Below are 24,531 nucleotides of genomic sequence, written 5' to 3'. Positions count from 1 at the left end.
TTCGAGGCTTAGATATAAATCACTGACTTAGATTAAGTTTAACTGGGTTAAAATATAATCCAAACCACCAGTAATTGCTGCCACTTGGGCATCATTACATTCTTGGTCATTGACCAATGGGCTATCAGGATACACTTCAGTGGTGGTATTATAGTGATTGTTTGTCATCCCCGCACATAAGCCAAGCTTTTTAGTTGGGTAGTTAATGACCCCAAACTGCTCAATATCAACACCAATTAACTGACCATTATCATCTGGGGCAATATGGGTTACTTTGGCTACCGACTCAATAATCGCCTGTTGAAAGTCAGGAGTTGGATTTTCTGAGTCACCAACCAAATAAAAACCATCTGGAATAACGCCTTTTTCATAGTCTTTGCCATCACGAGCTGATAATGCGGGGCGAAATTCTAGCTCGTCAGTATCTGTGGTTTCATGCAAATCAATATGGGCATAAACGTCACCAAGGCTAGCTACAAATGCCATTAAATCTGCCGATTCATTGGCTGGGCTGTCAGCATAAAAAGAACGGTTTGGGTCCACTGCGTATGGGTTCCAGCGATTAATTGTTTCATAACCCCATGGGCTCACACACGGCGCTACCGCAATATTAAAGTATTGGCTGTAATGCTCAGCCTGAGTCGCTAAAAACTGAATCGCGCCATGTACGCCACTGGTTTCATAACCATGAACACCGCCAGTTACTAAGATAGTTTTTTTGCTGCTATCCCAATGTTTAGATTTAAATGCAAATAGCGGATATTTGTCGGCATCATAAGCTAGAGCACCATATTGCACTTGTTCAAAGCGTGAGGCTAAAGGCGCTAATTTTGTTAGCACTTCTTGTTGATAGCTACGTTTAATGGTTACTTGGGCAAGCCACTGGGCCTTTTCTTGTGCATTCCAAGGTTTGCCTGGGGTGCCAATGGGGAAACTTGACATAAAAAATACCTTATTTGCTGTCTTTCTCTTATTCATTGCTTTGAATCCTATCGCAATGTCAGCACAATTTCTATTTAAGTGGTGGTTCATTTGCGGATAACAGGGTGTTCGCAGCTAGGTAAATGATAACCACAAACGTCAGTAACGAAAAACTGCCATTAGGGCTAAATACCCATTGCCGCCAATAAAATAAGCTATCTGCCTGTTGCGGTTATAACGCGAGGAGTTATTTATTGGTAAAGGTAAATTTGTTTTTAAGCCAACTAAGACTGGCAATTTGCTGTGTTTTCGTTAGGCCAAAGTAAATACAAACCCATGGGCAAATTAATAAAAACCAAGGTAATGCTGCTGTTGGTACGCCACTAAAAAAGAAATACAAAAAGCCGCCATACATGACGATAACCCCAATAATGCCCACCACTAACATGACTTTTTTCATCAAACTTTCTAAGCGTACAATATTCACAACTATCCTTACTGTCATTGAGCACTGCCGAGATGCAGCTTTATTTCGATTGAAATAAACTAAGGCAAAAAATATAACCACAGGGTAACATTTTTAGAAACCCAGAAAAACTTATCTCTTTGCTTTTGTGCTCGCCTAAGCTGTAACCCGCCACCTAAATTAACCAATATAAATAAACACTTATAATCTTGTGTGCGCATACTTGCGGTTCAAAAACAAAAAATCCCTACCAGAAAACCGGCAGGGATTAATACTATTAATGAGCCAATATTATTATCGCTACTGCGACTAATATTGTTATCGCTAATGCGACTAATATTGTTATCGCTAATGCGACTTAAAGGCGAATACCGCCATCAATTTCAAACACACGGCCATTAACGTAATCATTCTCAACGATAAATTTAACCGTTGATGCGATTTCTTCAGCTTGACCTAAACGCCCAACTGGCACCATTTTCTCCATTCGCTCTAGGGCTTCTGGTTTCATTGCTGCGGTCATTTCAGTGGCAATCACACCAGGTGCTACCGCTGCGCTACGGATATTATAACGGGCTAGTTCTTTCGCCCAACCTACGCTCATGGCAGCCACACCCGCTTTAGAAGCTGAGTAGTTAGACTGACCCATGTTGCCTGCTTTAGCGACACTTGAGATATTAATAATCACCCCAGGCTGCGCGGTTTCAATCATCACAGCCGCAGCTTCACGCCCACACAGGAAAGTACCGGTTAAGTTGACATTGATAACTGACTGGAATTGCTCATATGACATACGGTCAGTAACCTTGCCATCTTTTGCCTTAACCATTAAGCCATCACGCAAGATCCCAGCGTTGTTGATAAGAATATTAACCTGACCAAAATCTTCACGGATGAAATTAAACCCCGCCACCACATCTTCTTCATCGGTGATATCTAACGCATAGCCTTGCACTTCAGTACTTGCACCTAAATCAGCACAAGCACGTTCTAGCTTTTCTTGATCAACATCGATAAGTGCTAATCTTGCGCCTTGGGCGGCAAACTCTTGCGCCATAGCCAGACCTAACCCACCTGCACCGCCAGTAATGACAACAACTTTATCTTTAATTTCCATTAACTGGATCCTTTCTCTATTTATTTAGTGTTTTGCATACTCACATTCCGGCGCGGTTGAATGGCTCAACCAGCCTTCAAGCAGCTGTTATTTATCTTCATCTGCTTTAGCAAACTGTTCAAAAATACTTGAAAAATCACGGCGACCATTGCCTTGACGGGCATGGTTAACATATAAACTGCGCGCCAATGCCCCCATAGGAGTGCTGGAATTCGATGCCAGCGATGCTTGCTGTGACAAGCCTAAATCTTTCACCATCAAATCAACCATAAAGCCGCCCTGATAATCATTTGAAGAAGGCACATTGTCCATTACATCAGGGCACGGGTTGTATTTTTCGAGGGTCCAGTTGCCACCGCTACTGACTTTCATGATATCAGATAACACTTTAGGGTCTAAACCATTATCAATACCTAGCTGCAAAGATTCACTGGTGCCGACCATTAATACTGATAACAGCATATTATTACAGATTTTGGCAATTTGGCCTGCGCCTGCCGCACCTGCATGAAAAATATTAGCCCCCATAACCGTTAATACTGTTTGCGCTTTATCATAGGCGTTATCACTGCCACCACAAATGAATGTTAGTGTGCCAGCAGCTGCGCCCGCTGTGCCGCCTGACACTGGCGCATCCATAAACTCAATGCCTTTGGCTGCAGCTTGTGCCCCAACCGTTTGCGCCGTGCCTGCATCTATGGTGGAGCAATCAATTAATATGGCATCTTTAGCGACCACATCCAGTAAGCCTTTGTTGTCATCATCGCCAATATATAAACTGTGTACATGCTTACCTGCAGGCAACATGGTAATGATATAATCTGCTGCTGCCGCTGCGCCGCAAGCGGTTTTTGCGCTTAACGCGCCCTGTTTAGTTAATGCCTCAACCGCCGCTGGTACTAAATCAAATACCGTGACTGTCATGCCTGCTTTAATTAAATTGGCTGCCATTGGGCCGCCCATATTACCTAAACCAATAAATGCTACTGTTGCCATGATAAATTCCTTTTAGATGTCTTTTAGCTAGATGCCTTTTACTTAGATGCCTTTTACTTAGATGCCTTTTACTTAGATGCCTTTTAACGGATGGTCATCGGCTTGCCAAGGTGATGTCAGCAATTGGGTCACTGCTTCTGCGGTCACTTCACTTGCATGACTAAATCGCCATTGTGGATTGCGATCTTTATCAATGAGTAATGCCCTTACCCCTTCACAAAAATCGCCATAGGAGCAGCAATTGACGCTAATACCTAGCTCCCACTTAAAGCACTCTGCTAATGTTTTATTCGTACCTAAGTTGGCTTGAGCAAAAATTAAAAACCAACTTAATGGGCTACCTTTTAAAGCCGTTTTTTGAGCCCGTTTAAGCCAATCTAATTCAGTGTCTAAACTGGTGAGTTGATGATGCACCTCTTCAATTTCACCCGCCATTAATTGATCAATCTCAGTTTGAAATTGCTCAAGTGGGCTTTGGCCTATTTTAGCTGTGGTATTTTGTTGCTGGGTATTTAACACCATACTTAGCTGCTGATGATTTAACTCAGCATCATCGCTCCAACTGACGTCAGCAAGGGCATCAAATAACGGCTGTTTATCATCGCTTGCTAAAAAGTGATTGCCCAGTCCAACATGCAAAGCATCGGCGGCGTTCATGTTATAAGCGGTTAAGCCTAAAAATAAGCCTAATTTACCCGGCATACGATTTAAGAAATAACTGCCGCCTACATCAGGGTACAAACCTATGGATATTTCAGGCATGGCAATGCGGCTTCGCTCTGTCACCACTCGGTGACTGCCACCCGCCATTAGCCCTAAACCGCCGCCCATAACAATGCCATCGCCCCACACCAGCACTGGTTTACCATACTGATGTAGTAAATAATCTAATTGATACTCTTGGGTGAAAAAATCGCATGCTTCTGCAGTCATGGTATTAGGATTAGCAATCGATGCATGGTAAATCGCCCTGACATCACCGCCAGCGCAAAAGGCTTTATCCCCTGCGCCATCAAGCACAACAAAAGCAATATCATCATTTTGCTGCCAAGCAAGCAGCTGCTTGGTCATGGCATTGACCATGTCTAAATTCAAGGCATTTAAGGCCTTTTCAATATTAAGGGTTACCACCCCAATTGATTTACCAGACAGGGTCCCTAGAGTTTGAAATATTACATCTTGAGTCATTAGCTATTATTCCAATTCAGTATATTGTTTTACAGCTTATTAAGGCTTATTTTCCGGTAATCCAAGCTATCATTGCGACTAGGGTAAATACCCATGTTGGCTAATTTCATTAGCCAACATAAAGCGCTTGGCTAGTAACTGTTACAAAATAGCGTGCGCATTTTCATCTAGCAAACGACGAGCAATAATTAAGCGCATGATTTCATTAGTGCCTTCAAGAATTTGATGTACCCGCACATCTCTAAAATGACGCTCTAATGGGTACTCACGAATATAGCCATAACCGCCGTGAAGTTGCAGGGCGTTATCACACACTTGAAAACCAATGTCGGTAGCAAATCGTTTTGCCATTGCGCAGTAAGCTGTGGCTTCTGGATCTTTTGAATCTAATTTGAAAGCAGCTAAGCGCACCAACTGCCTTGCAGCGACTAACTCTGTCGCCATATCAGCTAACTTAAACTGTAATCCTTGAAATGCCGCAATGGGCTTACCAAACTGCTTACGTTCATTCATGTATTCTGTGGCACGGCTCAGCGCAGCTTGCGCTGTACCGATAGAACAAGTGGCGATATTAATACGACCGCCATCGAGGCCCTTCATGGCAAAAGTGAAACCTTGGCCTTCTTCACCGAGTAAATTAGCCACTGGCACGCGGACATTTTCAAAGGTTATTGAACGTGTTGGCTGGGCATTCCAGCCCATTTTATCTTCGGCTTTACCATAGCTTACACCAGCAGTATCTGCTGGAATAGCTATAGCTGAAATACCTTTTGCGCCCGCTTCGCCTGTACGGCACATCACTACTAATAGCTCAGTTTCACCCGCACCAGAAATAAACACTTTTGAGCCATTAATGATGTAATCATCACCATCACGAACCGCTTTAGTCGCAAGTGATGCAGCGTCACTGCCTGCACCCGGCTCTGTTAGACAATATGATGCGAGTAATCGACCTGTGGTTAGACCTTCAGACCACTGCTGGCGCAATGTTTCACTACCCCAAGTGGTGACCATCCATGTGGCCATATTATGAATAGTCAACATGGCGGTAGTTGCTGTGCAGCCTTGTGATAACTCTTCAAAAATAATCGACGAATCTAATCGGCTTAGCCCCATTCCACCTTCTGACTCAGGCGAATACAAAGAGCAAAAACCTAGCTCGCCAGCCTTGTGAATTACATCCTTTGGAAAGTGATGCTCTTCATCCCATTTTGCGGCAAAGGGTGCCAGCTCATCTGCGGCAAATTGACGGGCTAATTCTGCGAATTGGCGTTGGTCTTCGGTTAAATTAAAGTCCATGGTGTTAATCCTTTTACTATGACTCTTTAGGTCATTTTATGGCTAAACAATCCTGTGCTTTTATGTGAGCGTGTTTGCAAAAACTGAGTGACTTTTGCAAACTGATTTTTACTAAATGCTTATAGCTAACCGCATTTTAGTTACACGCTATTTGGTTACACGCACAGTGATCATTAAGTGAGTCTTGTGGTTTGCTTGTCTGAATAATTAACTGGTCTTCTCCCATCAGAAGACCAGTACATTTACTTAAGATTGATGCTCATATTCGGGCCACTCACCACTTCGTCATCAAACCATCGTGAAGTGATGGTTTTAGTTTCAGTGTAAAAACGCACCGCTTGTTTACCGTAAGCGTGCTGATCGCCATAGAAACTGCCTTTCCAACCGGTAAATGAGAAGAATGGTAATGGCACAGGAATTGGCACGTTAATGCCCACTTGGCCCACTTCGATGTGGTGTTGATACTTACGCGCTGCGCCGCCGGATGCGGTAAAAATTGAAGTGCCGTTACCATATGGACTGTTATTGACTAACTCAATGGCGTCATCAAGGTTGTCAGCTTCCATGCAGCACAAAACAGGACCGAAGATCTCTTCTTTATAAATGCTCATATCGGTAGTGACTTTGTCGAACATGGTTGGACCAATCCAGTTACCTGACTCATAGCCCTCAACCGTAAAGTCGCTACCATCGAGTAAACAGTCCGCGCCTTCAGCTTTACCTTGGGCAATAAGCTTAAGTACACGCTCTTTGGCAGCGGGGCTAATAACTGGGCCATAGGCGGCATTGTCATCATTCCATAAACCTGGGCGTACTTTTGCTAGTGCTTCTTTAAGCTCTGGGATCCACTCTTTAGCAGCGCCAACAAACACTGCCACAGAAATCGCCATACAACGTTGACCAGCAGCGCCAACTGATGCGCCAACCATGTTATTGATCACTTGCTGCTTATTAGCATCAGGCATGATCACGCAGTGGTTTTTCGCGCCAGCAAAGGCTTGAACACGCTTTAAGTTATCAGTACCCGTTTTGTAAATGTATTGCCCTACAGCCACAGAACCAACAAATGAAATCGCTTTAATGGCAGGATCTGCCAACAAAATATCCACCGCGGTTTTATCACCATGAATAAGCTGCAGCACGCCTTTGGGCGCGCCCGCTTCAACAAACAATTCAACTAAACGCTGCGGCGTCATTGGATCTTGTTCTGAAGGCTTTAAAATAAAGGTATTACCGCAAGCAATCGCTAACGGGAACATCCATAACGGGATCATCGCCGGGAAGTTAAACGGGGTAATACCCGCACACACCCCTAATGGCTGGGTGTAGCTATAAGTATCAATATTACGCGCCACATTCTCAACGGTTTCGCCCATTAACATTGAGGCGATATTACAAGCATGCTCTGCCACTTCAATACCACGCCAAACATCACCTTTTGCATCTTCAAAGGTTTTACCGGTTTCTTGGGCCAGAATAGTGGCGATTTCATCGTGATGCTCTTTTAAAAGGTGTTGATAACGGAGCATTACGCGAGCACGCTCTGACACAGGTACTTCTTTCCACGTAGTGAATGCTTGTTTTGCACTGTCTATGGCTTGATTAACTTCTGCAACCGTTGCAGCGTTAATATTGGCAATAACGCTGTTGTTAGCTGGGTTAGTAACATCAATGTTTTGACTACCTGTACCTTCGGTGAATTCACCGGCAATATAATGTTTAACTTGTATGGTCATCTTGCTTCCTAAATCCTGTTACAGATTATTGTTGAGCCCCAAAGCTCTTGAGTAATAATAAGCACCAACCCAGCTGTTATTGTTAGCATCACTCTATGATGATTCTTTGCCATAGCCTTCACTGGTGCTTATTTGTTGTTAATAACGCCAACATCAAAAGTGACGCAATTAACAACGAGTCTTGTTAAATCTTAATCAATTACAACGAGGTTAAACTTCAATCGCCATAGCAGTTGCTTCGCCGCCGCCAATACATAATGACGCCACACCTTTAGCTGTGCCTTTAGCCAAACCTTTAGCTTGTAGCGCATGGATGAGGGTCACTAATACACGGGCGCCAGAACAACCAATTGGATGACCTAATGCACACGCTCCGCCATAGATGTTCACTTTATTGGCATCAAGTTGTAGCTCTTGGATTGCTAACATGGTCACCATGGCAAAGGCTTCGTTGATTTCAAATAAATCAACATCTGTTTTTGCCCAGTTAACCTTGTCGAATAATTTGTTCATCGCGCCCACTGGCGCTGTGGTAAACATTGATGGCTCTTGTGAGTGAGTGCTATGGCCTTTAATCGTGGCCATCACTTCCAAGCCTAATGACGCTGCCTTTTCTCGGGTCATTAGCATTACTGCTGCGGCGCCATCAGAAATCGAGCTTGAGTTGGCGGCGGTAATGGTGCCGTCTTTAGTAAATGCGGGGCGCAATGTCGGGATTTTTTCAGGGCGGGCATTGCCAGGTTGCTCATCGGTATCAACGGTCACATCTCCACGGCGATTTGCAATGGTAATTGGCACAATTTCAGCTTTAAACGCACCTGAATCAATCGCTTTATTGGCTTTTTCAAGTGAGCTTAAGGCAAAGTTATCCATTTGCTCTCGGGTGAGGCCGAAATCATCTGCAGTTTTTTGCGCGAATGTGCCCATAGCGCCGCCAGTGTAGGCATCTTCTAATCCATCAAGAAACATATGGTCTAACACTTTGCCATGCCCCATACGCATACCGCCGCGCGCTTTATCAAGTAAATATGGCGCTTGACTCATACTTTCCATACCACCAGCAATAACCACTTCGCTGCTGCCAGACTTAATTGCATCATGAGCTAACATCACGGTTTTCATGCCTGAACCACAAACCTTATTCACGGTTGTTGCGCCAACACTCAAAGGTAGGTCAGCGCCCAATGTCGCTTGTCTTGCTGGCGCTTGACCTAAGCCTGCCGGTAATACACAACCCATAAACACTTCATCAATTAAATCAGTATTGATTTGAGTTTGATTGACTAAGCCTTTAATTGCATTAGCCGCTAAGGTTGGCGCTGGTACGGCTGATAGTGCGCCTTGAAAGCCCCCCATTGGGGTGCGTTTAGCTGCAACAATGACAATATCTTGGGGTGATTGGTCTGTACTCATAACTTCTCCGGTCTAAACTGCTGGTAAGTAAGCGGACAAAATCAGCAAAAATGTGATCTAGTTCAACTATAAAATAATAGTTACACTCTGACGTTTACGCTAACGTAAAGCAAGTGGTTTGAATGTGATTATCAATAGTGAATATTTTATGAGTGTCACTGAAGATTTACATCAAGCGTAAAGCCCTGATTTAAAATAGCTAAAATGTAATAAATCCCACTAAAAAAGTCATAGCCAGCGTTAAATTATCAAGGTGTTTTTGAGGAGATTTGCCATAAAAAAGGGCGATATCGAAAACGATATCGCCCTTTTTATTAATACTTGTAGCATGATGTTTGGCCGAATTTACGCCATATTTTGTTTAAACACCTTAATCAATCTGTGATTAGCTTTTCAATTCCCACGGCGTTCTTGCGCTCATATCTGATAAATCATAAGGCGTAAGCTGGTAAACATAGTAGTTAAGCCAGTTGCTCACTAACAAACTGCCATGACTGTGCCAGCGAGCAATGGGCTCTTGGCTTGGATCATTATCACGATAGTAGTTGCTCGGTATATTAGGGTTGATACCTAAGCCAACATCTCGCTGATATTCATCATTTAAAGTAGGTTTTTGATACTCAGGATGCCCCATCACAAACAGGTTACGATTATTGCGGCTAAGCACAATATAGGCCCCAGCTTCAGCAGATTCAGCTAGCACTTCAACATCAGAATGTTGGTGTAAATCGTTAATATTCACTTCAGCATAACGTGAATGCGGCGCAAAAAACTCATCATCAAAACCGCGTAGTAATGGATGCGGCTCGTTGGTACGACTATGGTTAAACACCCCCGAACGCTTTTGCTCAAGTAAACTGCGATTAATACCATATAAATGAAACAAACCTGCATGCGCCGCCCAGCATAGAAACAATACTGAAGTAACATGTTCTTGAGACCAATCAATAATTTCTTTAATGTGATCCCAATACACCACATCTTCAAAATCCAGCTGCCCAAGTGGCGCACCGGTAATAATTAACCCATCATAATTGTTCGTTTTAACCGCTTCAAAATCCCGATAAAAAGCATTCATATGATCGACAGAAGTATGCTTAGATGCTTTGTCATGAATACGCAATAGGTCAACATCCACTTGCAGCGGGGTATTACCTAATAAGCGCAATAGCTGGGTTTCGGTTTCAATTTTATTGGGCATTAAATTTAGAATTAATACCCGCATAGGTCGAATATCTTGATTTGCAGCGCGAGTTTCCGACATCACAAAGATATTTTCAGACTCTAAGATTTCAGCTGCAGGTAAATCATCTGGAATTCTAACCGGCATAGGAGCACCTTTTTAATACAAAATAAATCGGTGCATAGGCATGATAAGCCTAACCACCAACTTTATTAACAATCACATTTATGGGCTGTGTCTCATTGACATCAATGCTATACGCTTGCGTATTGATAAACCACAGCTTGCCATTTACTTCTATTCGCGCCCCAATTGAGTAACTATGACCAACAATAAATTGGTCTGCAGCTATTTGAAACTCAAATGCTTGCGGCGCGCTCACTTGTTGGTACACTTTTTCAGCGATAACAATCGCTTTGGTATCTTGCAAAGACACATCCTTCACTTGCACGGTGAGTATTGCGTTGTCTGGCAATGCCATGCGCTCGCGATAACTCACATCACCACTTATAGACACTAAATGATCTACAGAGCTGCAGCCGAATAATCCGCCTAGCAGCATTAAAGAAATACATGCTTTGCTGATAAATGCTTTGATGATGTTCATATATCCTGTCCTTATAATACATTAAGACTTCTAGAAGTCTATACGTCTCATATTGAATAATATTCTTGCTTGTTATCCCTCGCAGTTGTTTTTATCATAGGCCATCATTTCGTCGTCTAAAAGCACATGACTACAGCAAACGCAATAATAGTGGGCGCTAGCTCACACCTTAGTAAAGAAATCGCCCGTCAATTAGCCGAGCAGAAAGTTTCTCTAGTGCTATTTGTACAAGATCCCGATGCCATGGCCGAGTTTGCCGCAAGCTTACCGACAAAAGTTGATGTGCTACCGTTAGATATTGAAAATCCAACAGCCATTATCAGCCAGCTTGAAAAAGTATGGTTAAGCCTTGAAGGCGCGCATTTAGTGTTAGTGAATACTGGACTTAATGCCTACAGTGAAGCACTGCCTTGGGAAATCGAACAAGATATCATTGACGTCAATGTGCGTGGTTTTGCCGCAATTTGTAATACCACCTTTCGATTAATGCGCGAGCAAGGCTATGGTCAAATTGCTGCAATCAACTCTATTGCCGGTTTACGTGGCGGCCCAAGTGTGACCTATCATGCATCAAAAGCCTTTGCAGAAAATTACCTTGAAGGCTTAAGCATGCATGCGCAGCGATTAAAGTTACCAATCACTATTACCGATATTCAGCTAGGCCTATTGGATAAAGCTGCAATGCAGAAAAGTAAACTGTGGTTGCCGCCATTGCCAAAAGTGGCTAAACAAATTGTCAGCGCGATGCAAAAAGGCAAGCGCAAAGTCTATGTCACTAAACGCTGGCGCTTAGTGGCTTGGTTAACCTTACTTTTACCTGAGTTTATTTATAATACTCGCCATTGGAAGGTTAAAAAGAAAAAGTAGCTTATTCCGTTATTAGCTCACATAAAAAAACAGGAGCCTAGCTCCTGTTTTTTTGCTCTAAATATTTTTCAAATATTAGAAGGTGTAACCAATGCTGACCATGTATACCCATGGGTCAATATCAGTTTCAACTGAAATAGCATCTTCACCTAAATTGAATTTAACATCCGTTGAGATATCAGCGTACCAAACCGATGCATTTACTAACCAGTTATCATTAAATTGATAATCAAGCCCAACTTGTGCCGCTAAGCCCCAAGAGTTACTCATGCTTAAATCAGTTAATGCGCCGTCTAAGTCATTGGTAAACTCGTTATCAAAAAAGTTAGTAAAGTTAACACCAACACCAATGTAAGGACGTAATTTAGATTGGCCATTACCAAAGTAATACTGCGCCACTAAGGTTGGTGGTAAATGCTTAGTTTCAGCAATTTTACCTAACTCACCAAGAGAAACATCATGACTAAAAGGAGTTGCTGCCAATAATTCTAAACCCCAATTATCAGTTAGCATGTAACCAAAGTTTAAGCCGACTTGGGTATTATCATCGACTGTAAACTCTGCAACATTAGCAACAACTGGACTAGACTCATTTGGCACAACCGCTACCGCACCAACACGAAAGATAAAATCACCAGCTTGATGAGCAACCGCAGCTGAAGAAACACCTGCAGATAATAAACTGGCAGCAACTAGACTAAGGGCTATTTTTTTATTCATTATGACAACTCCATGTGTACAACATAATTAGCGCTTTCGATAAACACCTTTAACAATTGCCGCTACACTGCCAGATAAAACCTTTAACAATCTTGATCCAGATCAACAAAGCCATTTACATCAAACTAGGTATAACGCTTTATTGACTTAGATCACATTTAGCTTGAACTTTGTCTACTAAGAAACTTTTAAAATGCCAGTTTAACTGATGAAAACGTTGGTTTTTTAACCAGGCACTTTCATGAGCAAAGCATGAGCCTGATATTAACTAAGCAATAACCATTTACCTTTTTGTAACATTTAATAGCGGTATTGCTTGTTAAGCAATCCTATAAAAATTCTGCCTATTAAAGCCTGTCTATAAAAAGACTCATAAAATAAACGCCGCTGCCAATGATTAAAAGATAAACCCCTCAATTGTTGTTACAAAGGTGCTACCCTTGAACAAAATACCTTTACCTTTGTTTATAGGCTGTAATTATCTTTCAATGACACAAATATGGATAACATCACTGTTTAGCCTCACGCTGTTTATTGCAGCTGATTTAGCTGCATCACAGCCCAAGGACATCGCTAAAGCTATCTTTGATAATGAGCCCATCTCTGATGATAAGCCTACCTCTGAAAAGACCATCACCGACAAAAAATCACCTTTGAATGAAACCCAGTCAGATGATGAAGTCGAGCCATCAGCTTGTTATAGCCGTTCACAAACTGATGAGAAAATTGATAAGGCTTTTGATTATCTCAACACCAAATTCTGCCAACCGGCCATTTGGTTTGACAGCTTCTTTGTCGATGATCGCATTGAAGATGATGCCAGAGCTGGCACGATTGTCCGTTGGTATAATGATTTTTCCTATTATGAAAAAGAAGGTTTTAAATATCATGCTAACGTCAATGCGCGGGTTAATTTACCTGGAGTCACTAAAAAGCTAAAACTCATTTTTGATTCAACTGGAGAAGATGATCCATTTTCATTTATACGCAGCCCTGACGATAACAACGACAGGGAATTTAGCTTACGCTATGACTGGCTAGCTCGAAATAGAAGTAGTTTTAATATAAAGCTCAGTTTTAAGCCTAAAATCGAAGCTCGTTATCGCTATACCTATCCTATTTCAGAAAATACCATCAGCCGCATCACCCAAAAGCTGTATCAAGAGAAAAATCTCACTGGTGAGTCTACTGAATTCGATATTGAACACTCTTTTAACGATGATTTTTTATTGCGCTGGAGTGCTGCGTTCCAATATGAAACTAACGATAATGGTTGGGAGCTAGGCTCAGGTCTGCAGTTATATCAATATATCAGTGATAAACAAGCCATTAGTTATCAAGCCCACATACACGGCGTCGACCAGCCCTATAAATATATTGATAGTGCAAAAATTGGCTTAACTTACCGACAAAACTTTGTCCGAGATTGGTTGTTTTTTGCCATCACGCCTGAATATACTTGGACTAAAGAAGATGATGAAGTGCGCATCAATCAAGTGGTGCTAACCTTTACCATAGAGTTTTTATTTCAAAATATTTAACTCTATGCCGATTAGCTAAACCACCGCCAAGAGGACAAGATGATGAATGAAAAATTTATAAAATTTGATGTGTTTGGTAAGTCCTTGTCAATTAAGCCCCAAGATAGACAAAGTGATCAGCCCCAATGGCTACTGTTTCGTGATTCAGGCACCGGGCTTAGATCGCGCATCCATGAGGTCATCATTCCACCTGAGCTTAAAGAAACAGAGCTTGCTGGTTATCTTGATGATATTTTCCATGAAAATGCCACTGCAAAACATTCACAAGTGTTAAAGCTGACATAAAAAAATGACATAAAAATGACATAAAAGGTGCAGCTAAAGGCTATAACTTAAACTCAAGAGCTAATTGACTAGTGATAAATGACAAGGGGTTACGGGGAGGTTAGAGCTCAAGTGAAAGCTTAGGATATTGCTTAAACCAAGGTTTACTGGCAACACGCTCCATAAACACATGTTTATCGGCATTGGGGTTATAGCTCACCGATAGGCTAAATAGGTTTTCATAACCAAATAATGCCTTTAGCACTAACTTGCCATCATTATCCAGTTTTACCGCTACCGCTGTTTGTTGCTCAGGCCAATAACACATCGCATCAAGGGTTGATGTATAGGCTGGGTGATGATTCCTTTTATGCATTCTGGCTTGGTTTTTCACCGACCAAGGCAGTTTTATCCGCTCAGATAATGCTTTTTCGATTAACTTATCACGATAGGCACAGGTTTGTTTGCTGCAATAATAAATCACATCAATATCAGTTAACGCACTGGGCGCTATTTGATGCTGTTTATCCCACACTAAATTACGCACAAACCCTGCAGCAATGTACCAATCTGTAATATTAAGCTCAGTAAAAAGCGCTGCAACTTGCTGCAAGGCACTAATGCGCATCTTGTCTGCTACAATCCAATTTTTTAACTGAGCTTCATAGTCCATATTTTACTCGAGCTTATCTAAAAAATGCTGGGTTAACTGGCATCATCTTGCTGCTCAGGCGCAGCTGCAGCAAAGGCTGGGTGAGCCTGACATGTATGCCAAATCCGCACAATATTAGGGTATGCAGATAAATCTACGTTGAAGCGATAGGCATTGTAAACCTGAGGGATAAGACAAATATCTGCCAAGCTTGGACTGTCGCCAAAACTAAATTTACCAGAGTGAACAGCTAATTGCTTTTCTAGCGCCGCAAAACCTAAATGGATCCAATGATGATACCAGTTCATTTTGTCTTCTTCAGATACGCCCATGTCATTAACGAGATACTGTAATACCCGTAAGTTGTCCAGTGGGTGAACTTCACAAGCGATCAATTGCGCCATGGCACGCACTACGGCTCTATTTTTAGCGCCTTGTGGCAATAAACTATATTGCGGATATTGCTCTTCTAAATACTCAATAATTGCCAATGACTGGGTTAAATTAAACTCTCCATGGTCATCTTCATCAACCAATGCCGGAACCAAATGCTGTGGGTTCAATTGGGCAAACATATCACTATGCTGCTCACCGCCATTTTTGACTAAATGCACTGAAATTTGCTCTGTATCCAGCTGCTTAAGATTAAGCGCGATACGCACCCGATATGCCGCACTGGAGCGCCAATAACCATATAATTTCATTGTATATCCTTATCAAATTAACTGAGTTAGCATTGATGATATAAAAAAAGCAATAACGTTAGACGCTATTGCTTTTTATCACAGCAAACACTTATTTAAGCTTTGTATTCAACCACTTTTTGATCGATAGAACCAAAGATTGAGTTATCTTGATCATCAAACATTTCAATTCTTACTGTATCGCCAAAACGCATAAATGGCGTTGAAGCTTTACCGTCTGCAATGATTTCTAGCATGCGTTTTTCAGCTAAACAGCTAGAACCGGCACTGCGATCATAATTTGAAATAGTACCAGAACCAATCACAGCTCCCGCTGCCAATGGACGGGTCTTAGCAACATGAGCGACCAATTGACTAAAGTTAAACGTCATATCTACGCCCGCATTAGGACGACCAAATAAATCACCATTTAAATGAGTTACCAATGGTAAGTGCACTTTGCTATCTTGCCATCTGTCACCTAATTCATCAGGGGTAATCGCCACTGGCGAAAACGCACTTGAAGGCTTTGATTGGAAAAAGCCAAACCCTTTCGCTAACTCCCCAGGTATAAGATTACGTAACGATACGTCATTCACTAGCATCAATAATTTGATGTGCTGGGCAGCGTTATCTGCATCTACGCCCATTTTAACGTCGTCAGTGACCACTGCGATTTCTGACTCGAAATCAATACCGTACTCTTCACTGGCCATTTCAATATCGGCTTTTGGCGCGATAAAGCAATCTGAGCCACCTTGATATACTAATGGATCAGTCCAAAACGTTGCTGGCATTTCTGCGCCGCGCGCTTTACGAACCAATTCAACGTGGTTGACGTATGCACTGCCATCAGCCCATTGATATGCACGAGGCAATGGCGATAAACATTTAGCTTCATCAAAATCAACGGCGTTGTCCATCATACCGGCATTTAATGCTTCATATAATTCTTGTAATTGCGGGTTTAATAAATCCCAAGCATCTAATAATTGCTGCATAGTATGCGCAATAGCAGGTACGGCAACGGCTTTGGTTAAATCTTTACTGACCAACATCAGTTGGCCATCACGGCGACCGTTGTTATAACTTGCAAGTTTCATTTTGACTCCTAGATGGGTACAAATAATGTTGCTACTACTCAAGACAATGTGATTACAAGACGTGCTAACTGGCTTGGCAATTCGATTAAATCAAATATGCTACCTGTAAAGCGCCTATGCTGAGTAATAACAACTAAAATAGCGTTGTTAACGATACAAATACCCTAAGCTTAACCGAATTAATATAGCGTGAGATAAATCACACTTTGTTTGCTTGAGAGTTAAATTGTAAAGGTTTCAATACAGAATGAGATCCCAGTATCAGAATGCGGATCTCAGGCTGGTAAACCTCAAAATGCCAGTGGCTTACTGACATTTTGATGGCATGAAATCGTTACACTAAAAAAGAACCGCTACGATTAATTAACGTTTTTTAGATATTTTGTAGTCGCGCAGCTTGTTAGCAATAGCGGTGTGAGAAACCCCCAGCTTTTTAGCTAATTGACGGGTACTTGGATAAGCTGGATATAAGCGCCTTAATAAGCTCGCCTCATATTCTTTCATGGCTTGATCTAAGCTGCCTTCAAACTCTTCATCAAAGTAGCCAAAGCCTTCAGCATAAGAAGGTAACTTAAGTTGCTCAACGGTTAGTTCTGCCGAGCCATCCCACATCGATACCGCTCTAAAAATAGCGTTTTTAAGCTGACGCACATTACCTGGCCAGGCATAGGTGAACAAGTAGTCCCGACATGATGCTGAAATACGTCGTAATGGACTCGATAACTGCTGGCTATAATGCTCTAAAAACATTTCAGTGAGCGGAATAACATCCACTTTACGTTCACGGAGCGACGGCATGTGATAACTAAGTACATGAATGCGATAGTAAAGATCTTCTCTGAATTCACCTGATTGGCACAGTTCTGCCAAGTTCTTTTGGGTAGAACAAATTATACGTACATCAGCGCGCACTTCTTCATCGCCGCCAATGCGTCTAAAAGTGCCATCTTGTAGTAAACGCAATAGTTTTACTTGAGCAGCTTTTGACATTTCGGCAATTTCATCTAAGAAAACAGTGCCACCTTTCGCCTCTTCAAACAAGCCACGTTTTACCACTTGGCCATTTGACACAAAGCCAAACAATTCTTCTTCTGCCACGCTATCTGGTAATGCAGCGCAGTTAATAGCAATAAAGGCGTGCTCTCGGCGCATACTGGCATCATGGCTCGCTTTGGCCATCAACTCTTTACCAGTACCCGTTTCACCAGTTATTAATAACGGTGCATCCAGTTGGGCCATACGTTTGGCTTGTTTAAGCACATCTTTCATTTTATCGCTAACGGCCAACACATTATCAAAGCCTGTGGTTTGATTTTGCAGCGCATTAAATTGCTTACCGACACGGGCTGGTGATTTTAGCGACACCACCGCGCCCGCTAAAATACTGGCATTGTTTTCATCAGGTAAATAGATAGGCAGCATTTCGGCTAAATATTCATTATTACCAATTTGCACCCGAGTGGCTTGCGCTAATACAGGGGCTTCAGTTAACCAGCGAGAAAAGTTAAATCCTTGCACCCAATGATTAAGCGATTCATCAATCACTTCATGCTCTTGCATATTAAGGGTTAATAATGCGGATTCATTAACAATACGAATACGGCCTTTAGCATTAATTGAAAAAACGGAGTCTGGCAGGGTTTGTAATAAGGTTTTGAGCGCGTAATGTTCTTGCTCGGAGGGCATAAACGATACGGTACGAACATCATGGACGCTTTCTACTTTGCGAATTAAAGGCATTAATTCACTTAAGGTTTCAAAGCCAATTTCGGCAAACTGTAGGTACAAAAAGCCTCTATTGCTGGCATCAATTGCAATTAAGTTAATGCCATAGTTTTCTAGCACTTCTAGAATATCTTTCGCAAGGCCGATACGATCTAAACAACTGACTTCCAAACGCATAAACAACTATTCCCTATTATATTGTTTTCTGGAATATCCGAGGACTCGATTCTGACCATGTCAGGGTGCCCTTCTTAATTTGTGAGCGATACGTTAAAAGGTTATCGGGCGCGTGGCAAGTGTTGTTTACAGCATAATTGTAACAGAGGACGTGCTAAAACAGGTTACGTTAACGTAACCTGCTGATATGATTAACTAAGATTTTAGTTAATTAACTGGTCGGTTTTCGCCGCCATAATGAAATCATTCTTATGAAGACCTTTAATGGAATGTGACCACCAAGTCACTGTCACTTTGCCCCATTCAGTTAAGATCCCCGGATGGTGAAAATCAGCTTCAGCAACATCAGCGAGTTTATTGGTGAATTCCATCGCCAGTTTGAAGTTTTTAAACTTAAAAACTCGCTCTAATTGATTAATACCATCACGGTTTTCAACGGTCCACTGGGGTACCATTTGACTAAATTCAACCAGCTCTTGCTCGGTTACTTTTGGGGCATCTATTTGGCAAGCCTCACATTTTAGTTCGGATAAATCTGACATAACAGCTCCTGTATTATCACACTAGTTTAATCTGGTGTTTATATTATTAATGTATAAATGAATGACTAGTTTTAACGAGTCCCTAAACGGCTATTGGGTTGGGTTTTGGGGCAAATTTAGCCGCAAACAAACCTAGCTGCCGTGCTTTAGCGACTTCAGCCATAATATCCATTCGAGTGATTTCATCTAAAAAGTCGATATTGTCGATAACGTAATAAATCGGCTGCATAATATCTATTCGATATGGGGTTCTCAGCACATCCAGTAGCTCAAAAGGCTTACGCTCCGGTTTATCACTTAATGCGTATAAGGTTTCACCTGGCGAGCTTAATATACCGCCACCATAGATATTAAGTTGATCATCTTTGGCTTTCATTAAACCAAACTCGACCGTAAACCAATATAATCTCGCTAAAAACACCCGTTCTTCTTTAGATGCCGCCAAACCTAATTGGCCATAAATATGCGAAAAATGTGCAAATGACGGATTGGTTAATAACGGGCAATGACCAAATATTTCATGAAAAATATCAGGTTCTTGTAGGTAGTCGAACTCTTCTTTTGAGCGAATAAAGGTCGCCACAGGAAACTGCTTATTGGCCAACAATTCAAAAAATTTACCGAATGAAATAAGTGCCGGCACTCCTGAAGTTTGCCAGCCTGTAGATGCAAGTAACACCTTATCGATTTCTTTTAATTGCGGTACCCGATTCGTGGGCATAGCTAAAGCATCAAGGCCATGCATATATGCCTCGCAAGCTCTGCCTGGCATATTGTTCACTTGGCGCTGATATAACTGATGCCAAATGTCATGTTCTTCATCGGTATATTGGATGTAACCCTGACTATCAGGGATCTTCGCGGTGTAATTTGTTACTTTGCTCATAAGTGCCACTTTACGTAAACTTCACTCCCTTCATAGTGTGCTAAGGATCACATTTTGTTAACTGCTTGGGGTTTTATTCTTCAGTGATTTGACAGTACAATTCGTAAACAAAACGCTACATTAGCAGTTTCTACTAAACTTAACTTAATAAAATTAGTCATATAAACTGCCACCTTTAAATTACAAAGTGGCCAACAACTCATCTCCCGATTCTGTCTTAAGTCAATGGATAAAACTTTTAAGCTTTAAACAGGTTAAAGCTTGATACCTTTTTTAGTGAGCTTGATAACTTAAGTAGAATAAAATCCAAGCAATTAACTCGCTTTACTTTGGCGCTATAGTTAAACTTTTAAGTAGACTGTCATTTTTGCATTCAATTTTATGTCATCCACAGTTAAGGACATTTCATGGCAATTTTAGTCACTGGCGGAGCCGGATATATAGGAAGCCACACTGTAGTTGAACTGTTAAATGCTAATCAACAGGTTATCATTGTCGATAATTTATCCAACGCCAATGTCATCGCCTTATCTCGCATTGAACAAATTACCGGTAAAAGCTGCATTTTTTATCAAGGCAGTGTGCTAAATAAAGCGCTATTACATAAAATATTTACTGATCATGTCATTGAATCAGTAATTCATTTTGCTGGTTTAAAAGCGGAGGCTGATTCAGTGTGTAAGCCATTGCAGTATTATGAAACTAATGTCACCGGCACAATAATTTTGTGCCAAGTCATGGCGGAACATCAGGTGAAAAAGTTAGTTTTTAGCTCTTCAGCTACGGTATACGGCATCCCTGATGGCTTGCCTATTAAAGAAACCGATTCAACCGGAGCCACGAACCCTTATGGTCAGTCAAAGCTGATGGTGGAACAACTACTGGCTGACTTACATACTGCTGATAATCAATGGGATATCACTATTTTACGCTACTTCAACCCAGTTGGTGCTCACCCAAGCGGACTGATCGGTGAAGATCCTAGCGATATTCCGAATAATCTTATGCCTTATATATGCCAAGTGGCTGTGGGCAAGCTAAAAGAATTACAGGTGTTTGGTAATGATTATCTTACCCCTGACGGCACAGGTGTACGAGATTACATCCATGTGGTTGATTTAGCCCAAGGCCACCTAAAAGCATTAGCTAAGCTCAACAGTAATTCAGGCATTGCCACCTACAATTTAGGCACAGGCCGTGGGTACAGCGTTATCGAAATTATTAATACCTTTGAGCAAATAACCGGTAAAGCGATACCCTATTGCTTTAGTGCTCGTAGAGAGGGCGATCTTGCGGCATACTTTGCTGACGTGTCTCAGGCGAAAACGGCATTAGATTGGCACGCTGAGCTGTCCCTTGAAACCATGGTTGAATCTAGCTGGCATTGGCAATCTAAAAATCCTGACGGCTACCGAAGTTAAGGGGTTAGTTGACATAGTTTTTTGAGCCTATTTATTTAAGCCCTGTAGATATTTACTAGCTAACTTTAGTCTCATTAATGTTAGCCTTGTTATTGTTAGCCAAAAATAGTGGAAGAAGTATGAGTCAGTCAGTCAATCACAGCCGCAGAAACCTATTTCGCAGACGTAAAATTGATGCCCAAAGACCGCCTTGGGTTAAGTCTGATATTGAGTTCACTGACGAATGTACTCGCTGTAATGCCTGCATCGATGCCTGCGAAACTAAGGTAATCATTAAAGGTGATGGTGGTTTTCCTGAAATATCATTCACAAACGACGAGTGCACATTCTGTCAGCAATGCGCCACAGTATGCAAAGAGCCCATTTTTGATCTTTCTCAACTCACGCCTTGGAACATAAAAGCCAGCGTCAATGACAGCTGTTTAACCTATCAAGGCGTATGGTGTCAAAGCTGTAAAGATGCCTGCGATCCCGCAGCAATAAGCTTTAAGATGGCCATTGGCCAAGTACCCAAACCTATGATTGATCTTGAGGCTTGTACAGGCTGCGGCGCTTGTGTTGCCCCCTGCCCATCAGCTTCTATCAGTGTCATTGAGCTTAACGTTACGAGTTAATGCTGTTTTAGCTAAGCTGTATCAATAAACTGTGTCAATAAGTCTTGGTAGTCAAAAAAGTCTTAATAGTCAAAATTTAATTGTTTTTTTTGCGATTAATTGTCGCTATATTAAATGTTAAATACTAACAACAAAATAAATTTAACCGCATAATTATCCTGGTCATTGCGGTCAAAAATGCATAAAGAGAGCGAATATGTTTAGTAAAAAAAGTCCCACAAGTAACCTGAGTTTTATTGCCAATGATTGTGAATTAAGCGGTAATATCAAAGTTAACGGCGACGTACTTATTGCAGGGAAAGTTGATGGCGAAATTCGCGCTTCTGGTAACATAACGGTTGAAGCTACTGGGGTTGTCACCGGTGGTGTTGTTTGTGTGGAAGCGACGGTTTCTGGCTTAATGACAGGTAATATTAATTGCGAAAAACTCACCATTACCAATACCGGAACTTTTGATGGTGAAGTGTACAGTAAGCGTATGGAAATTTTAGATAACGGTCAGTTCCTTGGTTATCGAAAAGCTTACGATAAACAAAGCAAAGCATTAGAAAATAATGAAAAATTGGTTTCCACTGTTGAAACTGAAAAAGAAAAGCCTCAACTCACTGCAGCTGTATCGGCATAGTCAATTTCAGCGTTTGGCTTATCCTTCATGAATATTTAAAACGAATGCCAAACATCGACGTTTGGCATTCGTTCAATAAGTTATTATTTAATAATTAAACACATCTCTTTTTGTAAGCACTTTTAATTAGCGCTTTGGCTATAAGTTAGCAATATCTACAAATAATCGCTTTAGGGCTTAATAGATTGCTGCTGCCATTGCCGCAGTAAGCTGACAAACTCCGCTGGCGCTCTATCTAGGCTATCAATAGATAAATAAAGGTGAAACCCTAGTTGAGCATCTAAGGTTTGGCAGCGATGGCCAAACATGGCTAATACGCCACGATAACGCTCACCATTAACCACGAATGGGGTAAATTCAGCGCCGACATAGGTTTCAAGGCTTTGTAAGTCTTCATCTTGAGTCGCTGCTGTCATGAGTAACGGCCGCTGCTCAGTCAATAACCCGGTGGCTAACCTTGGGGAGATACAATCTAAAATCGGATTGATGTGTTTGAGTTTAATGCCAATATACGGCAGTTCAATTAACTCAAGATTTTGGGTCACCCGTGACACGTCAATACGCTGCACATTATCCCAAGCTACGTGCACTGTGCCGCGGCCATGATAATAATCAAATCCTGCTGCAGATAATTTAAAACTGGCTTTCGGCTGATTTATTTTGGCAACACCTAGTACTAGCCCTACACTGCCAACGGCAAAAAACACCATACCGACACCAAATAGGCTTTTGTTGTTGATAAATAATATCAAGCTGATAAATACCGCAATGCCACCAGCAATGGTTAAACTAATGCCGTTGCGCTTATTATGCGGCGCGATAAACAATGGCTCTGAGCGCTCATGTTGGCTGGGATCAGACATCAGTTAATAATCCTTTTATGGTTAGCCATAACATGCCCACATACTCGTGAATTGCACGCTGGGATATATACAGATTTTCAGCACTAAAGCGCCACCAATAACCCGGTGAGCTGATAAAATTAGTCGGCGCGGCGATGGGGTTTAAATCAAGTGTGGTAAAAATCTTCATTGAGCGCGGCATATGGGTGGCAGAGGTAACCAATATAAAAGGCTTATTGGCAATTAACTCAGCCATAGATTTAGCTTCTTCAATGGTATCTAGCGCATCAGCAAACGTCACTATTTGGCTTGCTTGCACGCCCAGCTCAATCGCCGCTTGCTGCATAATTTCAGCATGGGGGGTTGGCGTTAAGCCGCCACTCCAACCACTGACCACCAACTGGCAACGATTATCTGCAAGTTTTAGCTGCCTTACGCCTTCTGATAATCTTGCTAATGCTGTCGATGATAACTGCTGCACCGCAGCTCGATTAGCATTTTCAGTGTGACCTGAACCCAGCACCATCACATAACAGGCTTGCTGCGCATTGGGGACAGTACCCGATTGATAAACAAGGGTTAACGGGGAGTTATTCACTGGATATTGGGACTCTAAACTAGCTGCTAACCCTGCACTAAATTGCGAATTACTCAATAGCAATAAAATAGCGAAAGCCGCGATTAAAGCGCTTTGCCCTAAGGTTTTCAATCGCTGGGATTGGCTGCGGAACACAAATATCGCCAATAACAGCAGTAATAATGTCAGCGGAATAGGCATAACCAATTGAGATAAGATTTTTTTAAGCCAAAACATCGAGATACCCAGTTTTTAATGAAACGATATTTTAGCTTGTCGCAGCCAAGATTACTATTTGAAGCGCAAGCAATCTGCAATTAAGCCTGCGTGTTGGCTTAAGGGAATGTTGTTCTGGTCTAATTCCAT

At 41.8% G+C, this 24,531-nt stretch carries 25 protein-coding genes; 6 read left to right on the top strand and 19 right to left on the bottom strand.

Going from position 1 to position 24,531, the window contains the following annotated elements:
* Nucleotides 1-27: 27 nt before the first annotated feature.
* From AB4160_RS11900 to AB4160_RS11855, 10 genes are all read right to left on the bottom strand, one after another.
* Nucleotides 28-978, bottom strand: coding sequence for a M14 family metallocarboxypeptidase (locus AB4160_RS11900; RefSeq protein WP_241904128.1), 951 nt, complete (start codon nt 976-978; stop codon nt 28-30).
* A 190-nt stretch (nt 979-1,168) separates the two neighbouring features.
* On the bottom strand, nt 1,169-1,369 hold the full coding sequence (locus tag AB4160_RS11895) for a hypothetical protein (protein WP_102437762.1): 201 nt from the start codon (nt 1,367-1,369) through the stop codon (nt 1,169-1,171).
* Nucleotides 1,370-1,745: 376 nt separating this feature from the next.
* The gene (locus AB4160_RS11890) at nt 1,746-2,504 is read right to left on the bottom strand and encodes an SDR family oxidoreductase (protein ID WP_076539852.1); all 759 of its coding nucleotides are present in this window, start codon (nt 2,502-2,504) and stop codon (nt 1,746-1,748) included.
* An 87-nt stretch (nt 2,505-2,591) separates the two neighbouring features.
* Nucleotides 2,592-3,500, bottom strand: a complete 909-nt coding sequence (mmsB, locus tag AB4160_RS11885) for a 3-hydroxyisobutyrate dehydrogenase (protein WP_102437711.1) — start codon at nt 3,498-3,500, stop codon at nt 2,592-2,594.
* Nucleotides 3,501-3,572: 72 nt separating this feature from the next.
* Entirely contained in the window at nt 3,573-4,688 is a 1,116-nt protein-coding gene (locus AB4160_RS11880; RefSeq protein WP_372004749.1) for an enoyl-CoA hydratase/isomerase family protein, read from the bottom strand.
* Nucleotides 4,689-4,829: 141 nt separating this feature from the next.
* A complete protein-coding gene (locus tag AB4160_RS11875; RefSeq protein ID WP_102475676.1) occupies nt 4,830-5,987 on the bottom strand; it encodes an acyl-CoA dehydrogenase family protein in 1,158 nt (385 codons plus the stop codon).
* Nucleotides 5,988-6,229: 242 nt separating this feature from the next.
* Entirely contained in the window at nt 6,230-7,723 is a 1,494-nt protein-coding gene (locus AB4160_RS11870; RefSeq protein ID WP_372004746.1) for a CoA-acylating methylmalonate-semialdehyde dehydrogenase, read from the bottom strand.
* Between the two features lie 210 nt (nt 7,724-7,933).
* Nucleotides 7,934-9,136: an acetyl-CoA C-acyltransferase gene (locus tag AB4160_RS11865; RefSeq protein WP_102437719.1), complete on the bottom strand. Its 1,203-nt coding sequence runs from the start codon at nt 9,134-9,136 to the stop codon at nt 7,934-7,936.
* Between the two features lie 385 nt (nt 9,137-9,521).
* Nucleotides 9,522-10,466: a homoserine O-succinyltransferase gene (gene metA, locus AB4160_RS11860; RefSeq protein ID WP_102532228.1), complete on the bottom strand. Its 945-nt coding sequence runs from the start codon at nt 10,464-10,466 to the stop codon at nt 9,522-9,524.
* Nucleotides 10,467-10,515: 49 nt separating this feature from the next.
* Entirely contained in the window at nt 10,516-10,926 is a 411-nt protein-coding gene (locus tag AB4160_RS11855) for a YbaY family lipoprotein (RefSeq protein ID WP_102437723.1), read from the bottom strand.
* Between the two features lie 126 nt (nt 10,927-11,052).
* Between AB4160_RS11855 and AB4160_RS11850 the strand changes: the two genes are divergently transcribed.
* Complete coding sequence (locus AB4160_RS11850) at nt 11,053-11,793, top strand: SDR family NAD(P)-dependent oxidoreductase (protein WP_372004743.1); 741 nt, start codon at nt 11,053-11,055, stop codon at nt 11,791-11,793.
* Between the two features lie 75 nt (nt 11,794-11,868).
* Here the strand turns inward: AB4160_RS11850 and ompW are convergent, their stop codons facing one another.
* Nucleotides 11,869-12,513, bottom strand: coding sequence for an outer membrane protein OmpW (ompW, locus tag AB4160_RS11845; RefSeq protein ID WP_102437727.1), 645 nt, complete (start codon nt 12,511-12,513; stop codon nt 11,869-11,871).
* 440 nt (nt 12,514-12,953) lie between these two features.
* On the opposite strand from ompW, the gene AB4160_RS11840 reads away from it, so the two are divergent.
* Together AB4160_RS11840 and AB4160_RS11835 are read left to right on the top strand one after the other, a co-directional pair.
* Nucleotides 12,954-14,054: a hypothetical protein gene (locus AB4160_RS11840; protein WP_241900941.1), complete on the top strand. Its 1,101-nt coding sequence runs from the start codon at nt 12,954-12,956 to the stop codon at nt 14,052-14,054.
* A 39-nt stretch (nt 14,055-14,093) separates the two neighbouring features.
* Entirely contained in the window at nt 14,094-14,339 is a 246-nt protein-coding gene (locus AB4160_RS11835; protein WP_372004741.1) for a hypothetical protein, read from the top strand.
* Between the two features lie 100 nt (nt 14,340-14,439).
* On the opposite strand, the gene AB4160_RS11830 is transcribed toward AB4160_RS11835, so the two are convergent.
* The 6 genes from AB4160_RS11830 to phhA all read right to left on the bottom strand — a co-directional run bounded on the left by AB4160_RS11830 (nt 14,440) and on the right by phhA (nt 20,086).
* Nucleotides 14,440-14,991, bottom strand: coding sequence for a nucleotidyltransferase family protein (locus AB4160_RS11830; protein WP_102437731.1), 552 nt, complete (start codon nt 14,989-14,991; stop codon nt 14,440-14,442).
* A gap of 32 nt (nt 14,992-15,023) precedes the next feature.
* Nucleotides 15,024-15,674 (bottom strand): maleylacetoacetate isomerase, encoded by a 651-nt coding sequence (gene maiA / locus AB4160_RS11825; protein WP_372004738.1) that lies wholly within the window; start codon nt 15,672-15,674, stop codon nt 15,024-15,026.
* A gap of 95 nt (nt 15,675-15,769) precedes the next feature.
* Nucleotides 15,770-16,756, bottom strand: coding sequence for a fumarylacetoacetate hydrolase family protein (locus tag AB4160_RS11820; RefSeq protein WP_076539825.1), 987 nt, complete (start codon nt 16,754-16,756; stop codon nt 15,770-15,772).
* Nucleotides 16,757-17,119: 363 nt separating this feature from the next.
* On the bottom strand, nt 17,120-18,658 hold the full coding sequence (gene tyrR / locus AB4160_RS11815; protein ID WP_102437737.1) for a transcriptional regulator TyrR: 1,539 nt from the start codon (nt 18,656-18,658) through the stop codon (nt 17,120-17,122).
* Nucleotides 18,659-18,861: 203 nt separating this feature from the next.
* Nucleotides 18,862-19,200 (bottom strand): 4a-hydroxytetrahydrobiopterin dehydratase, encoded by a 339-nt coding sequence (locus AB4160_RS11810; protein ID WP_102437739.1) that lies wholly within the window; start codon nt 19,198-19,200, stop codon nt 18,862-18,864.
* Between the two features lie 82 nt (nt 19,201-19,282).
* The gene (gene phhA, locus AB4160_RS11805) at nt 19,283-20,086 is read right to left on the bottom strand and encodes a phenylalanine 4-monooxygenase (RefSeq protein WP_102437741.1); all 804 of its coding nucleotides are present in this window, start codon (nt 20,084-20,086) and stop codon (nt 19,283-19,285) included.
* A 407-nt stretch (nt 20,087-20,493) separates the two neighbouring features.
* Here phhA and galE point away from each other — a divergent pair, with 407 nt between their 5' ends.
* The 3 genes from galE to AB4160_RS11790 all read left to right on the top strand — a co-directional run bounded on the left by galE (nt 20,494) and on the right by AB4160_RS11790 (nt 22,746).
* Complete coding sequence (gene galE / locus AB4160_RS11800; protein WP_102437743.1) at nt 20,494-21,507, top strand: UDP-glucose 4-epimerase GalE; 1,014 nt, start codon at nt 20,494-20,496, stop codon at nt 21,505-21,507.
* A gap of 119 nt (nt 21,508-21,626) precedes the next feature.
* Nucleotides 21,627-22,121 (top strand): ferredoxin-type protein NapF, encoded by a 495-nt coding sequence (gene napF, locus AB4160_RS11795; RefSeq protein ID WP_102519031.1) that lies wholly within the window; start codon nt 21,627-21,629, stop codon nt 22,119-22,121.
* 196 nt (nt 22,122-22,317) lie between these two features.
* Nucleotides 22,318-22,746 (top strand): polymer-forming cytoskeletal protein, encoded by a 429-nt coding sequence (locus AB4160_RS11790; RefSeq protein ID WP_102437747.1) that lies wholly within the window; start codon nt 22,318-22,320, stop codon nt 22,744-22,746.
* Nucleotides 22,747-22,916: 170 nt separating this feature from the next.
* Here the strand turns inward: AB4160_RS11790 and AB4160_RS11785 are convergent, their stop codons facing one another.
* Together AB4160_RS11785 and AB4160_RS11780 are read right to left on the bottom strand one after the other, a co-directional pair.
* On the bottom strand, nt 22,917-23,609 hold the full coding sequence (locus tag AB4160_RS11785; RefSeq protein WP_372004734.1) for a DUF2982 domain-containing protein: 693 nt from the start codon (nt 23,607-23,609) through the stop codon (nt 22,917-22,919).
* Nucleotides 23,602-24,402, bottom strand: a complete 801-nt coding sequence (locus AB4160_RS11780) for an ElyC/SanA/YdcF family protein (RefSeq protein WP_102475685.1) — start codon at nt 24,400-24,402, stop codon at nt 23,602-23,604. Before AB4160_RS11780 ends, AB4160_RS11785 begins: the two co-directional genes overlap by 8 nt.
* Nucleotides 24,403-24,531: the final 129 nt, after the last annotated feature.

The organism is Shewanella sp. 10N.286.51.B8 (genome assembly GCF_041469325.1).
Taxonomy (GTDB): domain Bacteria; phylum Pseudomonadota; class Gammaproteobacteria; order Enterobacterales; family Shewanellaceae; genus Shewanella.
This window is presented reverse-complemented; position numbering and strand designations above follow the sequence as displayed.